Origin of the sequence: Bacteroides sp. AM23-12 (assembly GCF_003434395.1) — a bacterium.
Taxonomy (GTDB): domain Bacteria; phylum Bacteroidota; class Bacteroidia; order Bacteroidales; family Bacteroidaceae; genus Bacteroides; species Bacteroides thetaiotaomicron.
This window is the reverse complement of the sequence record NZ_QTLF01000002.1, coordinates 268,219-286,868: the sequence shown is the minus strand read 5'-3', so window position 1 is coordinate 286,868 and position 18,650 is coordinate 268,219. Positions and strand designations below refer to the sequence as shown.

Sequence of the window (18,650 nt, the reverse complement as noted above, 5' to 3'; positions counted from 1 at the left end):
TATCAGATGAATAAACTATTAAATATTCTCACATACAGCTTGCTTGTTGTTTGTGTCCTGGCATTTAACTATGCTTGCACGGAATACGATACACCTGCTGAAATAGCAGACGATGGAACTATAGATACCGGCATATCTACCAAAATCCATCGTAAAGTATTATGGATAAATATAGATGGTGCGGTTGGTGAAGTGGTGAAGAACTCCCTTCCTGCCGATGGTGCCATTGCTAAGATGTTGAAAAATAGTAAATATTCGTGGACAGGAGTTAGTGACAATCGAACCCTGTCTGTCGAGAGGAACGAAGACCCTGTAACGTGGGCAACCATGCTCACTGGGGTCATACCCGAAAAGCACAGTATAACCGATGAATCTTATACTGCTAATGTGGAGTACAATCCGAACAATCCGAATGAAAAGGTAATTCACTATCAAAACATTATTAGCTATATTTCGAATAATGACGTGAATATGCTTTCATTGTGTGTGACACCTTGGGCGAAACTGAACAAAAATATGCTTAACAATGCTAAGACTACCATTACTTCAGAAAATGACGTTCAAACTCGGGATGTGGTTCTCAATCATATTGCGAATGAAGATTACACATTCATTCTGGCCGATTTTTCAGGAATGTTGGAGGCTGGGAAGAGTGGGGGATTCAAAGCGGACAACGCCGCTTATGTCAGTGCACTTAAAACTATAGACGGATACATTGGTGAATTTTTGTCAGCGATTGATGCCCGTGAGAATGCATTTTACGAAGACTGGCTTATTGTTGTAACTTCCAATCACGGTGGATCGGCTGACGGTCGTTATGGTGGCACTTCGGAAGTGGAGCGTAACACGTTTGGTCTGTTTTACTACAATCATTATACGGAAAAACAATTGAATGGTAATAGACTATACGGTGCATATTTTGATTCTCAGAATGAATACAAGGCTGTCGTTTTTGATAGTATAGGTAAATATTATTCTTTAGGTATGGATGCATTTTCAATGGAGATCATAATGCGTATGGTTCCTAGGCAGGACGGTACATATAATGGTAACAATTGGGATCGCATACTTGGAAAAGCCGGCTGGGGACTATATAGGCAGAGAGGAACTGTATCCATGAGAACAAATCCTAAGGAAGGTCCTGCTCTTGAGCAAGCTATTACCGGATACAATGATTCTAAATGGCATCACTATGGTGTTAGCATAAGTTCCGCTGCCTCCGGAAGGAGAAATTGGCTCATTACTTTAGATGGTAAGTTGCAGGGATCTGGAACTACGGATACCCAAGGATTGGCTCCGGATTCAAGCCTTTTGGCGATAGGTGGTTATTCTGTGCCAACTTCCTATTATATATCGGAAGTACGTCTATGGAAAAAGGATCTTGCTGAAAGAGAATTTTTGCAACTATCGGGAGAAATTGATATTGAACCTTCTAGTGATATGCTCGGCTATTGGAAATTCAAGCCAACAGAGCAACTTGAGAAATTAGAGGAGGATACATTAGTAATTAAAAATCAGATACAAGGTGGACTCAATATGTATTATATTAAAGATAAAACAAGCAGTTCTCCGGATATCGAACAGAAAGCTTCTGCCATGTTTGCAAATACATTGCCTACCAATGTCAATGCTGAAAGAATCTGTGTTGAGAATACGCTGATAGTACCGCAAATTCTCTATTGGTTAGGCATCTCGGTGCCATCCACATTAGATGGATACGTGTTTATCAATAACTATGCGCTTTCAGAAGAATGGCGCGAAGAGGTGGATACGGAATAATTTGACGAAAAAAGAAAACTTTGTTTGATGCTGGAATTAATGGAGGAGTATCGATTAAATATTTATGTCGGTACTCTTCTCACTCAATTAATAAAGTTGTGATTATAGTTTTTTATCAATCATAAAAGACATCTGTAAGAAATATTATGAAAACAATTAAATTATCAATCCTATTTCTTGTCCAGATACTATTACTTTCATGTAGCGAACAAGTGTATGTCGATGGTACTTCCAAGCAAGTTATAAAAAGATATAAGATGATTACTCAGGCTATCAGCCAACTTACACCCCAAAACAAACTGCTTGTAGAGGAGATTAATAAAAATGTTCAGGATACCATACTTGAACGATTAAACATGAATATTGCAGGGAGATGGAATGATTCATCCTTGTCCTTAACTTTGATGAAGTCCACTATAAAGTTTGTACCGGTTATTGATTCGCCTTCAAGATTATATTTAGTGAACGATTCAGAAAAGGTATTTAGAATTCCAGAAAAGTTTGCTTGTTTTTATGGGCAGAATGATAATGGGGAAACAATATATTTTTATGCTATATATCATGCTGAAAACTTTATGAAAGACACGAATCCGAAAAGTTATTATCAAGGATATGTTGAAGTGTTTGGGAAGGAAGCTGCGGACAAGATGGTAGAAAGTAGTATAAAGAGGACAGAAGCGGAAAGATGGGAAATTATGTCGTTTACACCGCAGAAAAATGAAACAAAGAAGTTTGAATATGCTAGAGAGCATTCTGATGATGGGACATTTTTTATTTTAACTCGAGAAAATACTTATCCTCATATATGTTTCTTTAAGGATAAAAAGCCTTATTATTGTTGGGGAGCAAATCAAGATGAATTGTCTATGGAACCTTTGGAAAATTATTTGAAACCATAGTTAATACGGAATAGTTCTGTATAATTTATCAGCCCTTCACCTTCTCTCTACATCCCTTATCAAATGGGGAAGAGCGGGTGAAGGGCTTCCTGTTTCATGGCTCTTTCATCGTTCTTTATATTTTAAATCCACCGACACCCTGTAATTACCCGGAACCGGAGTATATATCGGTTGATAGATCGTCCCTTTATTTTGCAATTTCTTTTCTGCCATTAACCTCTTGATATGGCGATATGCAGTGATTTGTGTCATTCCGCAGAGATATTGAAAATCTTTCCGGGTGATAATCTGATTTTCAGCAAAATATTCAGTTAGTTTCATGTCTATTTCTACTTCTGATAAATTGGCGGAGTGCGGTCTGATTTTAGAACGCTGGAATTTCATGTGACACAATTCCCCTTTCAATTCTTTATCAGCTTTAAACTTTATAGCTTTCAATTTTACCCGGTGCACACGTTTGTCTTTCGGGTTACGTATTTCTTCTTCGCAGGAAAGAGTGACCTGAAAGAATCCTAATCCATCGACATGCACCTTTTTACCTTCCAGGAGGCACTGAGCTACTTCATTTTTCAGTTCTTCCAAGGTTGAAATAATGTCCGATACTCTTAATGTGGAGCGATCATGGATGCGATAAGCCAGTTTCTCGGTATTGACGGTCTCAAAACTTACCGGACGGGCATGATAACGCGTCTTGTTCTTTTTCTCCTTTGGCATCGGAGTCTTATATAATTCAAATTGTACTGCCATTTCTGCTTTATCTTTAAATGATTTCTTGTTTTTAGTGCTGATATTTTATACTTATCATTACTATGATAAGATCTTATCACAATAATGATGTTATTTTATCATAGTAGTGATAATATCTTATCACATTGGTGATAAATATAATTTGTCGGTGACAAAGATAAGGTTTAATAGTATGATAAACAAGAAATGATAGGATATTAATGATAAGTCTGGTTTTCAAAAAATGAATAGGATGAAAAGTTGCAAATGGCTTTTTTTTGATATTATATTCGCATCCATTAATCATAAAAAAAAGAAGAAAATGGAACAAAAAAATGGTTGGTTTGCCTTTTGGCAAAAATTGATGAAGTGTCTTTCAAAACAAGATGAAACGGGAGTAGGGGATACAAAAAGTGTAGCACCTGTCAATACTATTATTCAGTCGATTAAGGGGGTATCATCGTCTAAAGAAAAAGACTCATCGAAAGTGAAGTCACTAACTGAGAGCGTAGATACTTTTTTAAAATCCCGCTATGATTTCCGCTACAATGTGCTGACAGAAGAAACGGAATATCGTTTGTTGGAACGAATGGAGGAAGGATTTGCACCTGTGAATCAGCGTGTCTTAAATACATTCTGCCTGGAAGCTCACGAATCAGGTATTTCTTGTTGGGATCGTGATCTTTCACGCTGTATTTTCTCCACCCGTATTGCAGAGTATCATCCTTTCAAACTTTATTTGGAAGAATTGCCGGTATGGGATGGAGTGGACCGTTTGGCGGCTTTGGCACGCAGAGTTTCGAGAGACCAATTGTGGGTGAAAGAATTCCATATATGGATGCGGGGTATGACAGCACAATGGATGGGGGTTACGGGAAGTCATGCCAATAGTGTGGCGCCTTTGCTTATCAGTACGGAGCAAGGATATTTAAAGTCTACTTTTTGCAAATCGCTACTTCCTCCTGCGCTTCAGCGTTATTATATGGATAAGGTGGATTTAACCAGTCAAGGGCATATAGAACGGAGATTGGCGGAGATGGGACTTCTCAATCTGGATGAGTTTGATAAATATGCTCCGACGAAAATGCCGTTATTGAAGAATCTGATGCAGATGGCTTCATTAAGCCTGTGCAAAGCTTATCAGAAAAATTATCGCTCGCTACCTCGTATAGCATCTTTTATCGGGACATCGAATCGAAAAGATTTATTGACTGACCCGACTGGTAGCCGCAGGTTTATTTGTGTGCTGGTAGAGTATCCTATCGATTGTGAGGGGATTGACTATGCACAACTTTATGCTCAATTGAAAGCGGAGATTTTGGCGGGTGAACATTATTGGTTTACAAAAGAGGAAGAGACGGAATTGCAGCAAAGTAACATGACGTTTTATCGCCAGGGACCTGTGGAAGACGTATTGCGTTCCTGTTATCGGGCGGCAGAAAAAGGAGAAGGGTGTGAACTTCTTTCGTCTGCTGATATCTTTCAGCGATTGAAGAAGATAAATCCGGCAGCTATGCGTGGGGCAAATCCGGCGAGTTTGGCACAAATACTGATAGCGGTGGGGATAGAACGTAAGCATACCAAGTTTGGGAATGTGTATCGGGTAGTCTCCGTCTGATGGGAGGTGAAGCGGATGGTGAACAGGAGATCTTCACCCGCAATCGTCTTGCCAGAGGGAGTTGTGAAGGGTGAAGGGAGGAAAGGGGATTTGCTTATTTGGGATGAAAAATTGTATCCTTTTTGGGGACACTCTTTCCTTCTCTTTTTCGTTTTTTCTTCTTATCTTGCGAATGATAATTCATCTCATGTAAAAAGGTGAAGTAGAGAGATGTTTGATTATGGAAAACATAAAATTTAATAGAAAATGAAAAACATTATTTTAATAGTAAGTTTATTATTGATGGGTGTGAGTAGTCGGGCAGACATATTGAACTCTTCTGATAATAAGAATGTGGCAGATAAATTTGATCCGATGCTTAAAGCAGCGTTGTTTCAAATGAAGATTATAGCTGATACCAGCTCTATTTTATTATCGGATATTGATTACGTGGAGGATTTGGAGCTGAAAACCAGTTTATGGATTAATAATGACGTGAATAGAGCGAAAACTACGAGGCATGAAATTACCTCATTAAAAGGCCTTGAGTATTTTTCTTCTCTACGTCGGTTAAAATTGGTGGGAAATCGGACTGATACATTGGAGTGTATTCCTGATTTTTCTAGATTTAAAGAACTTCGTGAGTTGGAAATTATACAAGTCTACCTTCCGAAACTGGATATAAGTGGTTGTAAAAATCTCACGAATTTAAGTTGTAGAAGTTGTGATTTGAATACGATAGACTTGAAAAAGAATATTCAATTAAGAACTTTAGATTGTACTTATAACCGACTGATAGAATTGGATCTTAGTCATAATAAACAACTTCGAACGGTTATTGTTAAATCTCAAAGAAATAAAGGATTACTTTCGGAAGGAGGTCGTGCCGGGATATTATCTAAGTTGATTCTTCCGGATAACCGATCGAATACAGAAGGAATAAGTATACTTGAATGTTCGGATAATAATCTGGAGAAATTGGATATTAGTCGATCACCGCATCTTAGAAAAATAAATTGTAGCTGGAATAAGCTAAAAGCACTTGAAACATCACATAATCAAGAATTGCGGGAACTAAATTGTGAAGCAAATTATATTGGAGAGTTGGATTTTAGTGCTAACCTAAAGATGGAATTTTTAACTTGCGGATTGCAGGGATATGAGTGGATACGCCAAGAAGGGAATGATTATCGTTTATTGAAGAAATTGATACTCCCTGAGCAAAAAGAGAATGTGGAAGGAGGTTCGCTGCGTAAACTTTCTATTAAAGAAATATCAGAAGAAGCAATTCCGGTTTTTAGTGACTACCCTTATTTAAAAGAATTAAATTGTGCTGATAACAGACTAAAAACAATTGATCTTAGTGCAAATATATATTTGGAGGTTTTGGATTGTAGTAGTAATGCTATTTCCCAGCTTGATTTGCATTCTAATGTCAACTTGTATTCATTGAATATTTTAAATTGTCCATTGCAAGTATTGGACTTGTCCCAGACAAAAGTGAAGCTAATTATGTGTGATTTCTATGATAGAAGAGAGAAGGGTGTGAAAAATGGATACATATCTGGTTTGTATTTAAAATTGATTGTTCCTAAAGGATACCATGCTGAAACTATAAACTTTAGAACCCCCACCTTAGAAACTGCCTCTTTTGAAAATGGCTCTATATATAATTATTTACCTCCACAATATGTCAGGATGGTAGTGTCAGGAAAATAGATACAAAACCTGATATAGCAGATAAAAAACAGCTGGAAATTTCTGGTAATGGATTATTTTTAAACCTATTGAGCGATTTTTGAACTCTTTATTCTGTATCATTTTAAGGAATTGGAGTATTTTGAATGATTTGAGTACTCATTTCTTTTCTATTTTTATCAACTTTGCCACTGTGAATCATTCGATGATTTGCGGTGGCTTTTAAATTTTAATAAATAATAGAATAGACATGAATTGCACAAAGATGAAAAAACTTTTTAGAAAAGGTACGTTGAGTATACTTCTTTTAGGAGTAATAACGTTTTTCACTTATCCGCTCTCGGCACAAACGAATGGAAAATCCAGTAAGGGATTGTACGAGCTGTTTAGTACTAAAATACCGGACGGGGCGCAGTGGAAAGCTCAGGATAATAAATTTGTCCGTGATGGGGGATACTCTAAAAAATCAGAAAATTATATATATGTAGGAGCCTCTAAAAGTCCGGCAGAACTGACCGGGCTATCCATTCCTATTCGCGAGAATCCGGGACCGGGTGAGTTTCGCTATATCACTTTTGCCTGGGTAAAATGGGGAGGTGATCAAATTGGAATGAAATTTCATGTTTCCGAAAAGTCTGCAAATCAAAAAGGCAAGAAATATGATTTTACTTATATAGCCGGCAAGTCCAAGGATTTGATAAATCCGATGGAGGGTCTTAATCTCGGTGAACTACCGGGACACTGGATGGTGATGACCAGGGACTTATGGAAAGATTTTGGTAATATTACGTTGACCGGTATTTCTTTTATCTGCCCGGAGAGACGTGATGCAGGATTTGATGAAATCTTTCTCGCTAAGACACAGGATGATATAAAGAATGCTCCGAAAGTACTTCCGAGCGAAATTGCAACTCCGGTACCCGTTGATGGAGAAGAGGAAGGGCTGGTATATGAAGAGGGAACAACTAATGAGGATGAACAACCGCAAGGGGTACAGATTGACTGGGCTGCACAGATTAAAGCGGGAGGATTCATGATGTATCCGTTGTATTTGCTTGGATTGCTTGCCTTAGTAATAGCTTTGCAACGCTTGCTAACTTCAAGAGAAGGAAGACTGGCACCAAAAGGACTGCGTAAAACAGTCAGCGAATGCCTTGCACAAGGAGATTTGAAAGGTGCGATTGCAGCCTGTGATAAATACCCTTCCACATTAGGAAATTCGCTGCGTTTTATTTTCGAGCATGTGAAAGCTGGAAGAGAAGCTGTCAGCCAGACAGCTGGTGATATGGCCGCACGTGATATCCGTACACATTTGTCACGCATATATCCTTTGTCAGTCATAGCTTCCCTGTCGCCCCTTATCGGTTTGCTGGGAACAGTTGTCGGTATGATCGAAGCGTTTGGTCTGGTAGCATTGTATGGTGACGAAGGCGGCGCTTCTATATTGTCCGATTCTATTTCAAAAGCTTTGATTACGACTGCTGCCGGTTTGATCATCGCAGCTCCTGCCATTGCTTTGTATTTCATTATTAAAAATCGTATTATGAAATTGGCTTCTTTGGTAGAAGTAGAAGTTGAAAATGTGATTACTACTCTCTATCTGGAAGGAGATTCGACGGATATGAACACACCGGGGAGTAAGGAGGAGAAGCATGAGACTAAACTATGATGAAGAAGACAAAGTAGAGGTGCAGATGTCGCCCTTGATAGACTGCGTCTTTCTGCTACTGATCTTCTTCCTTGTGACTACTATGATGAAGAAGTGGGAAATGCAAATACCTTTATCACTTCCTTCAATGACTTCCAGCTTGTCTACCACCCGCGCCGGAGAGGAAGCTGTTATCATAGCAGTGGATGAGGAGAAAAATGTGTATCAGGTAGTAGGACATGATGCGTACACTGGTGAGAACCACTATGTGCCGATTTCTGATCTGAATACTTTCCTTACAGAACTCCGCAACAGTGAAGGTACGGAAATTGCTATTGATGTGGCGGCTTACCGGACTGTACCCGTAAATACGGTAATAGAGATATTCGATCAATGTCAAATACAAGGATTCACGCGTACGCGTGTCCGTTTGGGTAGTAAACCTTATTAAGCTTATGAGATTATCACTATTTAATAATGAAGATGAACCGGAAGTGTCTATGTCGCCCTTGATCGACTGTGTGTTTCTGCTATTGATCTTCTTTCTTGTCTCTACAATGACGAAGGTGAAAAACAGGGATATTTCAGTGGATCTGCCGACTTCGGAATCAGCCATAAAACTGAAACCGGATGATAAACAGGCTATTGTAGGACTGGATGCTGAAGGTAACTTCTATTGGGACGGACAACCTTGTTCGACCAATTTCATGATGGAACAATTGCGGGAGACCTGTATCTCTGATCCGGGTCGGCGTATCCGCATTGATATGGATAAAAACACTCCATTCGGACGTTTTGTGGAAGTAATGGATGCTTGTCAGTTTTATAATTTAACGAATATAGGAATACGAACATATGACGAAAACTACAACAGGGAGTAGCCGTCTGACGGTTATCCTATCATGGGTTATTGCACTGGTCTGTCTGGTAGGAGGAGCGGTGTTTATCTGGCTGATGCCATCACCAGGACAGGGAGCTATTGACTTGCAAGCGAAAAAACAGAAATCTCCGAAAAGTATCAGTGATAAAATAAAGCAGGAGCAGGCTCAGCGGGAGCTTCCCGCTAATTATTCTGAGCAATTAGTGAAGCAGTCGGAAGTATTGGTCAAGAAAAATTTGGAAGATCAGCTTCGTAAATTTCAGGAAATGGCTAAGAAGATGAGGCAGCGGAAAAATGAATTGTTGACTAAAGTAGAGCAAAGAAAGTTACCACGTACGGCACCGGATGATGCTAATGATACTTCGAAAGCAAGGAATATTCCGCAGGCGGGCAAGTTATCTGCGAATCCGTCGGTAGAAGATATGTATGCTCTTTTAAGAGAATATGAGGCTGAAATACAGCAGAACCATTTGGCTGCCAATGCAGCTAAACAGGCGCTTTCCAAGGGACTTTCGTTTCCCGAGGTTTATAGTTCTCTGAAGACAGGTTCTTCCCGTATGCCAAGTTTTGAAGAACTGATTCGAATGCAGACTAAAGGAGGGGAATGGGCTACTTCAGCGGGAAGTAATGCCAGCGCAGGTCTGGAAATAAAAAGTACGGCAGACTTGAACAACTACCGTGGTCTGTTGGGACAAGCGACCCGACAAGCCGGACTTGCTCAATCTCGGTTGGAAAATCTCTTTGGAGTAGTGAAGCAGGTCGGAAAGCCCGGTGGCGGCTTTGGAATTGGCAATGGTCAGCCGGGCGGAGGTGAAGGCAGTGGCAATGGGAACGGTTTCGGTGGCATGGGGGAGGCAGCTCAGGGCAGTGGAAACAGACGTCCGATGAATGCTTATGCAGGTCCCCGGCTTAATCAGGAAATGGTAAAAGCTCAGGCATTGCCCGGACGGCGTTTCTCAAAAAGCGCGGATCGTAAAGGGTGGTTATATATTAACACATGGTATATGATAGGACCGTGGGAAAGTTTTGGGCGAGAGGACTTTTCAATTGTCCATCCGCCTGAGATATCTGTGGACTTTGATGCGGTATATACTGACGGACAAGTAGGTACAGGGGTGATGGAAACGGATTCTCATCCGATAAAGGTCATAGGGGAAGAAGTGTATTTGGATGGTACGCTGCGATGGAAGTTTATGCAAAGTGAATCAATGCATAATACGGTTCCTGTCACTACCGGACATTCTACTTATTATGCTTATACGGAACTTTATTTTGATGAGGCTACTACTATGTTGGTTGCCATCGGTACGGATGATAGTGGCCGGGTATGGATAAATGGTAAGGATGTATGGCGCGATTATGGTACCAGTTGGTATAATATTGACGAACATATTACTCCTTTCCAGTTCCGTCAAGGGTGGAACCGTATTCTTGTGCGATTGGAAAATGGCGGAGGAGGAGCGTGTGGTTTCAGTTTCTTAATTATTCCACAAGAGTAAGATGACACACGTTGGCCGGCTTATAGAAATTGAACTACATCGACAAGGATTGTCTGTCACTTGGTTTGCAGAACAGCTTTGTTGTGCGCGGACCAATGTGTATAAAATCTTCGGGAAGTCAAGTATTGATACCGAACTCCTTTTGAGAATCTCTGATATCTTGCAATATGACTTTTTTCAATGTTACTCAGCATGTTTAAAGAACAAAAAGGAAATGATGTAGTTGTGGATACATCATTTCCTCCTCTTTTATAATTTTAGTTTTGTACCGATTGTCGTTTTCTTTTTTGTCCGAAGGTATTGAACCGATAGGCAATATATGCCATAAAATATACGTTAGATGTACTGGATTCTCTGTCGGTGATAGAATTCTCGGAAATGGAACGTTCCGAACTTTCATTCTCACGGAGGATATCATATAGGTGAAATCGGACGGTTGCCTTTTTCTTCTTGAGGAAGCTTTTCGATATTTGTGCGTTCCATAGGGTGCGGTTAGTATCATTTTTACCGCCATATCCTCTTTTTAATCTACAATTGATATTGGATGAGATTTTTATATCCCAAGGTAAGTTTAAGTTTGCTTCAGTTCCGAATGTATAATCAAATGTTTCCCGTCGGTTCTCTTTTTTGATAGAATGTTCTGATTTTCGATATCTGACTTCTGCAGATAACTCAAAGTCAATCAGGTCGCTACGGTAGCTTCCTTTTAAACGTTCTGATAAAAAGAGGTTAGTTGTATTACTTTTAACTGCATCTGACTCTTTGTTGAGCACAGTGAAACCGACAGAGTTGCCGTAATTTGTATTGGTGTGTGTATTTACTGTGAATTTTTTGTTGGATAATGGAGTACTGAAGGTAAGCGAACCGTTTATTCGCCAGTTCCCGTTCACATTAGTCGGTTGGGTAGTCTGTCCTCCGGTATTTTCGTCATATGTGACAATACGTGTTGTACTATTCATTGTATTATTATAGGAGAGGTTAGCATTCAAACTACGGGATGTTTCAGTAAAGTAAGTATTAAATGTAGCTGATATGTTGTTATTGAATGATGGTTTAAGTTCGGGGTTAGCTAGCCGTATGTTTAAAGGATCAGAAATATCTTTTTTTCTATATAAGTCGGTCATACCGGGTTGTGCCGTTCTCCCACGATAGTTTATTTTTAAGGTTGTTTGTTTAGAGAAGGTATACTTAAAGTTTATGGTGGGGGAGTAGTTTATTGCATTTCTGGATAAATACTCAAAGGTCGTGTCCCGCATATAGCTTTTATTTGTCGTTTTTTGTGCCTCAACTTCTATACCTATATTATAAAAATAGTTGGTGCGGATAGTACGGAAAAATATGCCGGTTTGGTGGGTGGAATATTTATTTTTGTAGCAATCACTGTGCGCTGTGTCAGGATATTGACTGTATGTATCTTCTTGTTTATCCCAGTCATAGGCATATTTTTCAGAGAGTGAGGAACGGTGTTGATAGCTATAATTAATTTCGATAAACCGATTGGTAAATACAGGTTCCATATATGTTATCTGAACTTGATATTTATTGTTTTCGTCAAGTTTTTCAATCCATTGGTTTAAAGTTTTTATACTATCACCATACTTCAAGTAATAAGTATTCAAAAGACTATACCGATCGGAATTGCCGTCATCCAGATCGTAATAAAGACGTAAGGCGATGTTTCTTCCTTTGCTGTTTAATTTGCGGTTTAACTGCAAAGAGCCATTGGTGGAGAATCTGTCATTCGTTTGGTGGTTTGTGGCTTCTTTCCGGTTGATAGGAGTTGACTCGTTGTTGAGCGTTTCTGAGAAGTTGCCTGAATTGGAGTTTCCTTTGGAAAAATTAAATGTCGGTCGATACATAATAGTGGTGAGGCTGTCTAATTTCCATTCGAAACGAAAATTAGCGGAAATAGCACTTGTCTTTCCATCGGATTGGTTGTTCTGCAGGGAAAACTGAGAAGTGTTGTCTGACAAAAAAGATTCTGTATGACGCTTGCTCCATGAATCGCGTTTATTTTCCCGGACTTCAATACTACCTCCATATTTGAGTTTCTGAGTATTCTGAGAATAGTTGGCACCTATTCTTTGATTGGAATTAATTCCATTGTCGTTGGCGGTACCATTGATTGATAAGTTCATTTTGTTTTTGAAACGATTGGCCATTCCTTTTGCCCTATAATGGTCGTCATTTCCATATCCTGCTTCAAAGTTACCATTCCATCCTTTTCTCATACTTGGTTTTACGCGTAAGTCGAGTACCATTTCTTCTTTACCGTCATCTACTCCGGTAATACGTGCCATGTCTGATTTCTTTTGGTACGTTTTTAGTTGATCTATCATATCGGCTGGCAGTTCTTTTAAAACCGTATTGGGGTCGTTAAGGAAGAATTCTTCTCCGTTCATCATGATTTTTTTGACTTCCTGACCATTAATGATTAATTTCCCTTCTTCGTTTATTTCGGCTCCGGGTAGCTTTTTGACTAGTTCTTCCAATGCAGCACCTTCACTGACGCGGTAAGCGGAAGTATTATATGCGGTTGTATCACCTGTGACGACAACAGGCGGGGCTTGGGCTACAATGACGGTTTCGTTAAGAAGTACAGCATCAGGTTTCAACTCTATTTTGCCTAGTTGAACAATAGTCTGGGTTGTGTTTATTTGCAGGGGCTTATATTCGGTAGCGAAGCCTATGAAAGAAATTTTTAGCAAAAAACGTCCCGGGAGAGTTGTGAGTGAAAATTTTCCCTGTTCCAAGCTGGAAATGCCTTTTATATAATTACTGTCGGGCAAGGATAACAGTTGTATGGTAGCTTGCTCAACAGGGAACTGTGTGTCTTTTTCCAGAATACTCCCCTGTACTGTGACACGTTGAGTCTGTGCTTGAATATAAGCAGTATTTATGTATGATATAATTAATGTTATTAGTAGTATAAAAGTCGTTTTATTCATAAGGTCTCCCGTTATGAGGTGTTTTAGTGTTTATGGTATTTCTTGCAAATATCTTGATTTTTTCTGTAAAAAGAGTTCATAAAATGATAAATAAAGTTCATTTGAACGATATTCATACCCTTTTGACTTATTTGAGGACCTTTGTTTGCGCATAATACCTCATCTTTGCACCGTACTCAGTTTTCAATAGGTATTATTTTAGTTTTTAGGAACACTTGGATTATTTTCAAATTCGCTGTCGGTTTAATGGAAACATTAGCCGATAGTGAATTCTCTTTATTAAGTATGAGATATATCATGAAAACAATAGATAGAAAATGAAGAAACCTTTATTGTATTTACTTATTTTAGTAGTGGCTGTTCTTGGCAGCTCATGCTCTCAATCTTCGGAGGGCACATTTGAAGTGGGGAAGAATACTTTCTTGCTGAATGGAAAACCGTTTGTTGTAAAAGCGGCAGAGATTCATTATCCGCGTATCCCGAAAGAATATTGGGAACATCGTATTAAAATGTGCAAGGCACTGGGTATGAATACGATTTGCTTGTATGTGTTCTGGAATTTTCATGAACCGGAAGAAGGAAGGTATGATTTTGCCGGACAGAAAGATATAGCTGCGTTTTGTCGTTTGGCTCAAGAGAATGGAATGTATGTCATAGTGCGTCCCGGACCTTATGTCTGTGCGGAATGGGAAATGGGCGGCTTGCCTTGGTGGCTGCTGAAGAAGAAGGATATCAAACTTCGCGAGCAAGACCCATACTACATGGAACGTGTGAAACTCTTTTTGAACGAAGTGGGCAAACAGCTGGCTGATCTTCAGATTAGTAAAGGAGGGAATATCATTATGGTACAGGTGGAGAATGAGTATGGAGCATTTGGAATCGATAAGCCGTATATATCCGAAATCCGTGACATGGTAAAACAAGCCGGTTTTACAGGTGTTCCTTTATTCCAGTGTGACTGGAACTCGAATTTTGAGAATAATGCACTGGATGATTTGCTCTGGACTATTAATTTCGGTACGGGTGCTAACATCGACGAGCAATTTAAACGGTTGAAAGAACTACGGCCGGACACTCCATTGATGTGCAGTGAATTTTGGTCCGGATGGTTTGACCATTGGGGAGCCAAGCATGAAACAAGAAGTGCCGAAGAATTGGTAAAAGGTATGAAAGAAATGCTGGACCGCAATATTTCTTTCAGCTTGTATATGACTCATGGAGGGACTAGTTTCGGGCATTGGGGAGGCGCGAATTTCCCGAACTTTTCACCGACTTGCACATCGTATGATTATGATGCTCCTATCAATGAATCCGGTAAAGTGACTCCTAAATATCTGGAAGTACGGAATCTGCTTGGTAACTACCTGCCGGAAGGTGAAACCTTGCCGGAAATTCCGGATTCGATACCGACTATAGCTATTCCTGCTATTAAAATGACTGAAGTGGCAGTCTTGTTTGATAATCTGCCTCACCCCAAAGAGAGTGAGGATATCCGGACAATGGAAGCTTTTGATCAGGGATGGGGTAGTATTCTGTATCGGACTTCATTATCCGCTTCTGATAAAGAACAGACATTACTGATCACAGAAGCTCATGACTGGGCACAAGTCTTTCTGAATGGTAAGAAACTGGCTACTCTGAGCCGTTTGAAGGGGGAAGGTGTAGTAAAGTTACCACCACTGCAAGAAGGTGACAGACTGGATATCCTGGTGGAAGCAATGGGAAGAATGAATTTCGGCAAAGGTATTTATGACTGGAAAGGTATTACCGAGAAAGTAGAACTGCAATCGGATAAAGGAGTTGAACTGGTGAAGGACTGGAAGGTATATACTATTCCGGTAGATTATAGTTTTGCCCGTGATAAGCAGTATAAACAACAGGAGAATGCTGGCAATCAACCGGCTTATTACCGGTCGACGTTTAACCTCAATGAGTTAGGGGATACATTCTTGAATATGATGAACTGGAGTAAAGGTATGGTATGGGTGAATGGTCATGCGATTGGTCGTTATTGGGAAATCGGACCTCAACAGACCTTATATGTGCCGGGCTGCTGGTTGAAGAAAGGAGAGAATGAAATCATTATATTGGATATGGCTGGTCCTTCAAAAGCCGAAACTGAAGGTCTGCGTCAACCAATTCTGGATGTACAACGTGGTAACGGAGCTTATGCTCATCGTAAGATGGGTGAGAACTTGGACTTAACAAATGAAACTCCTGTTTATCAAGGGATATTTAAGTCAGGCAATGGTTGGCAACATGTGAAATTCGGTAAGAAGGTGGAGACTCGTTTCTTCTGTCTGGAGGCTTTGAACGCCCATGATGGGAAAGATTTCGCGGCTATTGCAGAATTGGAGTTGTTGGGCGAAGATGGCAAACCGGTATCCCGTCAGCATTGGAAAGTGATTTATGCCGATAGTGAGGAAACGGATGCCGCGAACAATATTGCAACAAATGTTTTTGATTTGCAGGAATCAACATTTTGGCATACCAATTATTCCTCTTCCAAACCTGCATTTCCTCATCAGATTGTGATAGATCTTGGTGAAGATAAAGTTATTACGGGATTCTCTTATTTACCCAGGGCTGAAGCCGGTAAAACGGGGATGATTAAAGACTATAAGGTATATTTGAAGATGCAACCGTTTAAGATATAATGTTTGAGATTTTTAAGAAAAGGTTAATTATTTATTAGTTTGTTCATTAAGTTATGAAAATCAGAAAGCGACTTTCACGTGAGTGAGGGTCGCTTTCTGATTTTCGTTCGAAATAAAATAATTCTTGTGATGGTTAAAACCCTAAGAGGAAGTATATTTGTTCTCTCATCTGAGAAGGTGATTTATATAATTAACTAGTGTATAAATGATGAAAAAAAATGGGTTTAGCCGATGCGCTGAGATGTACATCGGTCGTTTACGAAAAGAGGGGCGCTATTCTACTGCGCATGTGTATGAAAATGCACTTCTTTCTTTTAGAGGGTTTTGTGGCACTCCTACCGTGTCATTCGGACAAGTAACCCGCGAACACTTACGGTGTTACGGGCAGTATCTTTATGAACGTGGCTTGAAGCTTAATACGGTTTCGACGTATATGCGTATGCTGCGTAGTATTTATAATCGTGGAGTAGAATCGGGAAGGGCTCCTTATGTTCACCGATTGTTTCACGGGGTGTATACGGGAGTGGATGTCCGTCAAAAGAAGGCTTTGCCGGCAACTGAGTTACATAAGCTTTTATACGGAGATCCGAAATCGGATATTTTGCGACGTACACAGGCGATTGCTGCTTTGATGTTCCAATTCTGTGGTATGTCGTTTGCTGATTTGGCGCATTTGGAGAAGTCGTCTTTAGACAGGAATGTTCTTCATTATAATCGTGTTAAAACGAAGACTCCGATGAGTGTGGAAATATTGGATACCGCTAAAGATATGATTGATCAGCTTTGGAACAGGCAGCCTGCTTATCCGGATTGCCCTGATTATCTATTTAGTATTCTGAATGGTGATAAAAAGCGGAAAGATGAAAGTGCTTATCGAGAATACCAGTCTGCCCTCCGGAATTTCAATAACCATTTGAGAGGACTGGCAAAGGCTTTGCATCTGACTTCTCCTGTCACTTCTTATACCATTCGCCATTCGTGGGCTACCACTGCGAAATATCGCGGAGTTCCTATTGAAATGATCAGCGAATCGTTGGGACACAAATCAATCAAAACAACACAAATCTACCTTAAAGGCTTTGCTTTGAAAGAACGTACTGAAGTAAATAAAATGAATTTGTCTTACGTAAAGAATTGCTTGGTAAAACGTGTAAATGATATAAAGTGTTAATAATCAGTATAAATATATGCGAGTTACTTCTTAGGTAACGGAAATAATAATGGCACAAAGATAGACAAAAAAAATAAATAACAAGCAAATAAACTGTCCTTTTTTTCTTTTTTGATTCAAAAATAAGATAAAAATAGCCTGGAACATGAAAGAACCCTTTTTTTCATATTCTAAGATTTTTACGTCCCATAATCAAAGAAATTTCACCCTACGCTTAGACTGAGCTTCCTTTGGTGGCTTGGCATGTCCTATCTTTCGTATTTTAAGAGATTTTTCCCTTCCCCCCTGTGTTTTCCGTTACCTAAGAAGTAACAGAAAAAAGAATGGTAAAAATAGAGGATTTATGAATCAAATTGGGGTAAGGTCTCTATTTAGGAATATACATAGATAAAAAATGAAACAAACTGAAGCTATTTTGGGGGATATGCGATTTATTCCATTAAAGGGTGTTGTATTAATTCTGATTCTAATCTTGACAACAAGCCGGATTCATGCACAATATGCTCTTGGGGCAACTGGGCAGATGATGATACCTACAGCCGAGATGCAGGAAACAGGAACCTTTATGGGAAGCGCAAACTTCCTTCCTGAAGAGGTTACGCCTAATAAGTTTAACTATCCTACCATGAATTACTCCGTAGACATGTCTTTGTTCTCTTTTGTTGAACTGACTTACCGTATGACGTTACTCAAAATGCGAACATATAATGGCAGAGTCGGTTATCACAACCAAGATCGTTCCAATACTATCCGTATTCGTCCATTGAAAGAAAGCCGTTATTTCCCTGCTGTGGTAATTGGTGCTGATGATCTTTTTACAGAAAAGGCTACTCAGTATTGGGGAGATTATTATGGTGTCTTAACTAAGACGTTTGGTTTCTGCAAGGGGCATCAGTTGGCTGTTACAGCAGGCTGGTATTTTCATCAGGGCAATCAACCGGCTTTCAAGAAAGGCCCTTTTGGTGGTATTCGTTATACTCCCGCTTTTTGCCGTGAGTTAAAGCTGATGGCAGAGTATGATACCAATGGATGGAATTTGGGTGGAGCAATACGTTTTTGGAAACGTTTGTCCGTCCATGTGTTTACACGCGAATTTACCTGTGTTTCTGCCGGTTTGCGTTATGAATGTACATTAATACATTAAGAAA

General features: G+C 39.6%; 13 protein-coding genes. 11 read left to right on the top strand and 2 right to left on the bottom strand.

The window, feature by feature from the left end:
- The first annotated feature begins 6 nt into the window (after positions 1-6).
- The gene (locus DW640_RS03350; protein ID WP_022471869.1) at positions 7-1,779 is read left to right on the top strand and encodes an alkaline phosphatase family protein; all 1,773 of its coding nucleotides are present in this window, start codon (positions 7-9) and stop codon (positions 1,777-1,779) included.
- A 146-nt stretch (positions 1,780-1,925) separates the two neighbouring features.
- Complete coding sequence (locus DW640_RS03345; protein ID WP_074858595.1) at positions 1,926-2,678, top strand: hypothetical protein; 753 nt, start codon at positions 1,926-1,928, stop codon at positions 2,676-2,678.
- A 105-nt stretch (positions 2,679-2,783) separates the two neighbouring features.
- Here DW640_RS03345 and DW640_RS03340 read toward each other — a convergent pair whose 3' ends face one another.
- Positions 2,784-3,425, bottom strand: coding sequence for an HU family DNA-binding protein (locus DW640_RS03340; RefSeq protein ID WP_008760576.1), 642 nt, complete (start codon positions 3,423-3,425; stop codon positions 2,784-2,786).
- Between the two features lie 301 nt (positions 3,426-3,726).
- On the opposite strand from DW640_RS03340, the gene DW640_RS03335 reads away from it, so the two are divergent.
- The 6 genes from DW640_RS03335 (at position 3,727) to DW640_RS03305 (ending at position 10,726) form a co-directional block, all read left to right on the top strand.
- The gene (locus DW640_RS03335; RefSeq protein WP_008766174.1) at positions 3,727-5,022 is read left to right on the top strand and encodes a DUF3874 domain-containing protein; all 1,296 of its coding nucleotides are present in this window, start codon (positions 3,727-3,729) and stop codon (positions 5,020-5,022) included.
- 246 nt (positions 5,023-5,268) lie between these two features.
- Positions 5,269-6,720, top strand: a complete 1,452-nt coding sequence (locus DW640_RS03325; RefSeq protein WP_117577342.1) for a leucine-rich repeat domain-containing protein — start codon at positions 5,269-5,271, stop codon at positions 6,718-6,720.
- A 229-nt stretch (positions 6,721-6,949) separates the two neighbouring features.
- Positions 6,950-8,368 (top strand): MotA/TolQ/ExbB proton channel family protein, encoded by a 1,419-nt coding sequence (locus DW640_RS03320; protein ID WP_016267919.1) that lies wholly within the window; start codon positions 6,950-6,952, stop codon positions 8,366-8,368.
- Positions 8,352-8,798 carry a biopolymer transporter ExbD gene (locus DW640_RS03315; RefSeq protein ID WP_008760581.1) on the top strand — a complete coding sequence of 149 codons (447 nt, stop codon included), beginning with the start codon at positions 8,352-8,354 and terminating at the stop codon, positions 8,796-8,798. Before DW640_RS03320 ends, DW640_RS03315 begins: the two co-directional genes overlap by 17 nt.
- 4 nt (positions 8,799-8,802) lie before the next feature.
- Positions 8,803-9,228, top strand: coding sequence for a biopolymer transporter ExbD (locus DW640_RS03310; protein WP_008760582.1), 426 nt, complete (start codon positions 8,803-8,805; stop codon positions 9,226-9,228).
- Positions 9,203-10,726 (top strand): OmpH family outer membrane protein, encoded by a 1,524-nt coding sequence (locus tag DW640_RS03305; protein WP_117577340.1) that lies wholly within the window; start codon positions 9,203-9,205, stop codon positions 10,724-10,726. Before DW640_RS03310 ends, DW640_RS03305 begins: the two co-directional genes overlap by 26 nt.
- A gap of 257 nt (positions 10,727-10,983) precedes the next feature.
- Here the strand turns inward: DW640_RS03305 and DW640_RS03295 are convergent, their stop codons facing one another.
- A complete protein-coding gene (locus DW640_RS03295; protein ID WP_117577338.1) occupies positions 10,984-13,674 on the bottom strand; it encodes a TonB-dependent receptor in 2,691 nt (896 codons plus the stop codon).
- A gap of 317 nt (positions 13,675-13,991) precedes the next feature.
- On the opposite strand from DW640_RS03295, the gene DW640_RS03290 reads away from it, so the two are divergent.
- The 3 genes from DW640_RS03290 (at position 13,992) to DW640_RS03280 (ending at position 18,646) form a co-directional block, all read left to right on the top strand.
- Positions 13,992-16,331: a beta-galactosidase gene (locus DW640_RS03290; RefSeq protein WP_117577337.1), complete on the top strand. Its 2,340-nt coding sequence runs from the start codon at positions 13,992-13,994 to the stop codon at positions 16,329-16,331.
- Between the two features lie 205 nt (positions 16,332-16,536).
- Positions 16,537-17,502 (top strand): tyrosine-type DNA invertase cluster 3b, encoded by a 966-nt coding sequence (locus tag DW640_RS03285; RefSeq protein WP_048698981.1) that lies wholly within the window; start codon positions 16,537-16,539, stop codon positions 17,500-17,502.
- A 394-nt stretch (positions 17,503-17,896) separates the two neighbouring features.
- Positions 17,897-18,646 (top strand): YjbH domain-containing protein, encoded by a 750-nt coding sequence (locus DW640_RS03280; protein ID WP_048698984.1) that lies wholly within the window; start codon positions 17,897-17,899, stop codon positions 18,644-18,646.
- Positions 18,647-18,650: the final 4 nt, after the last annotated feature.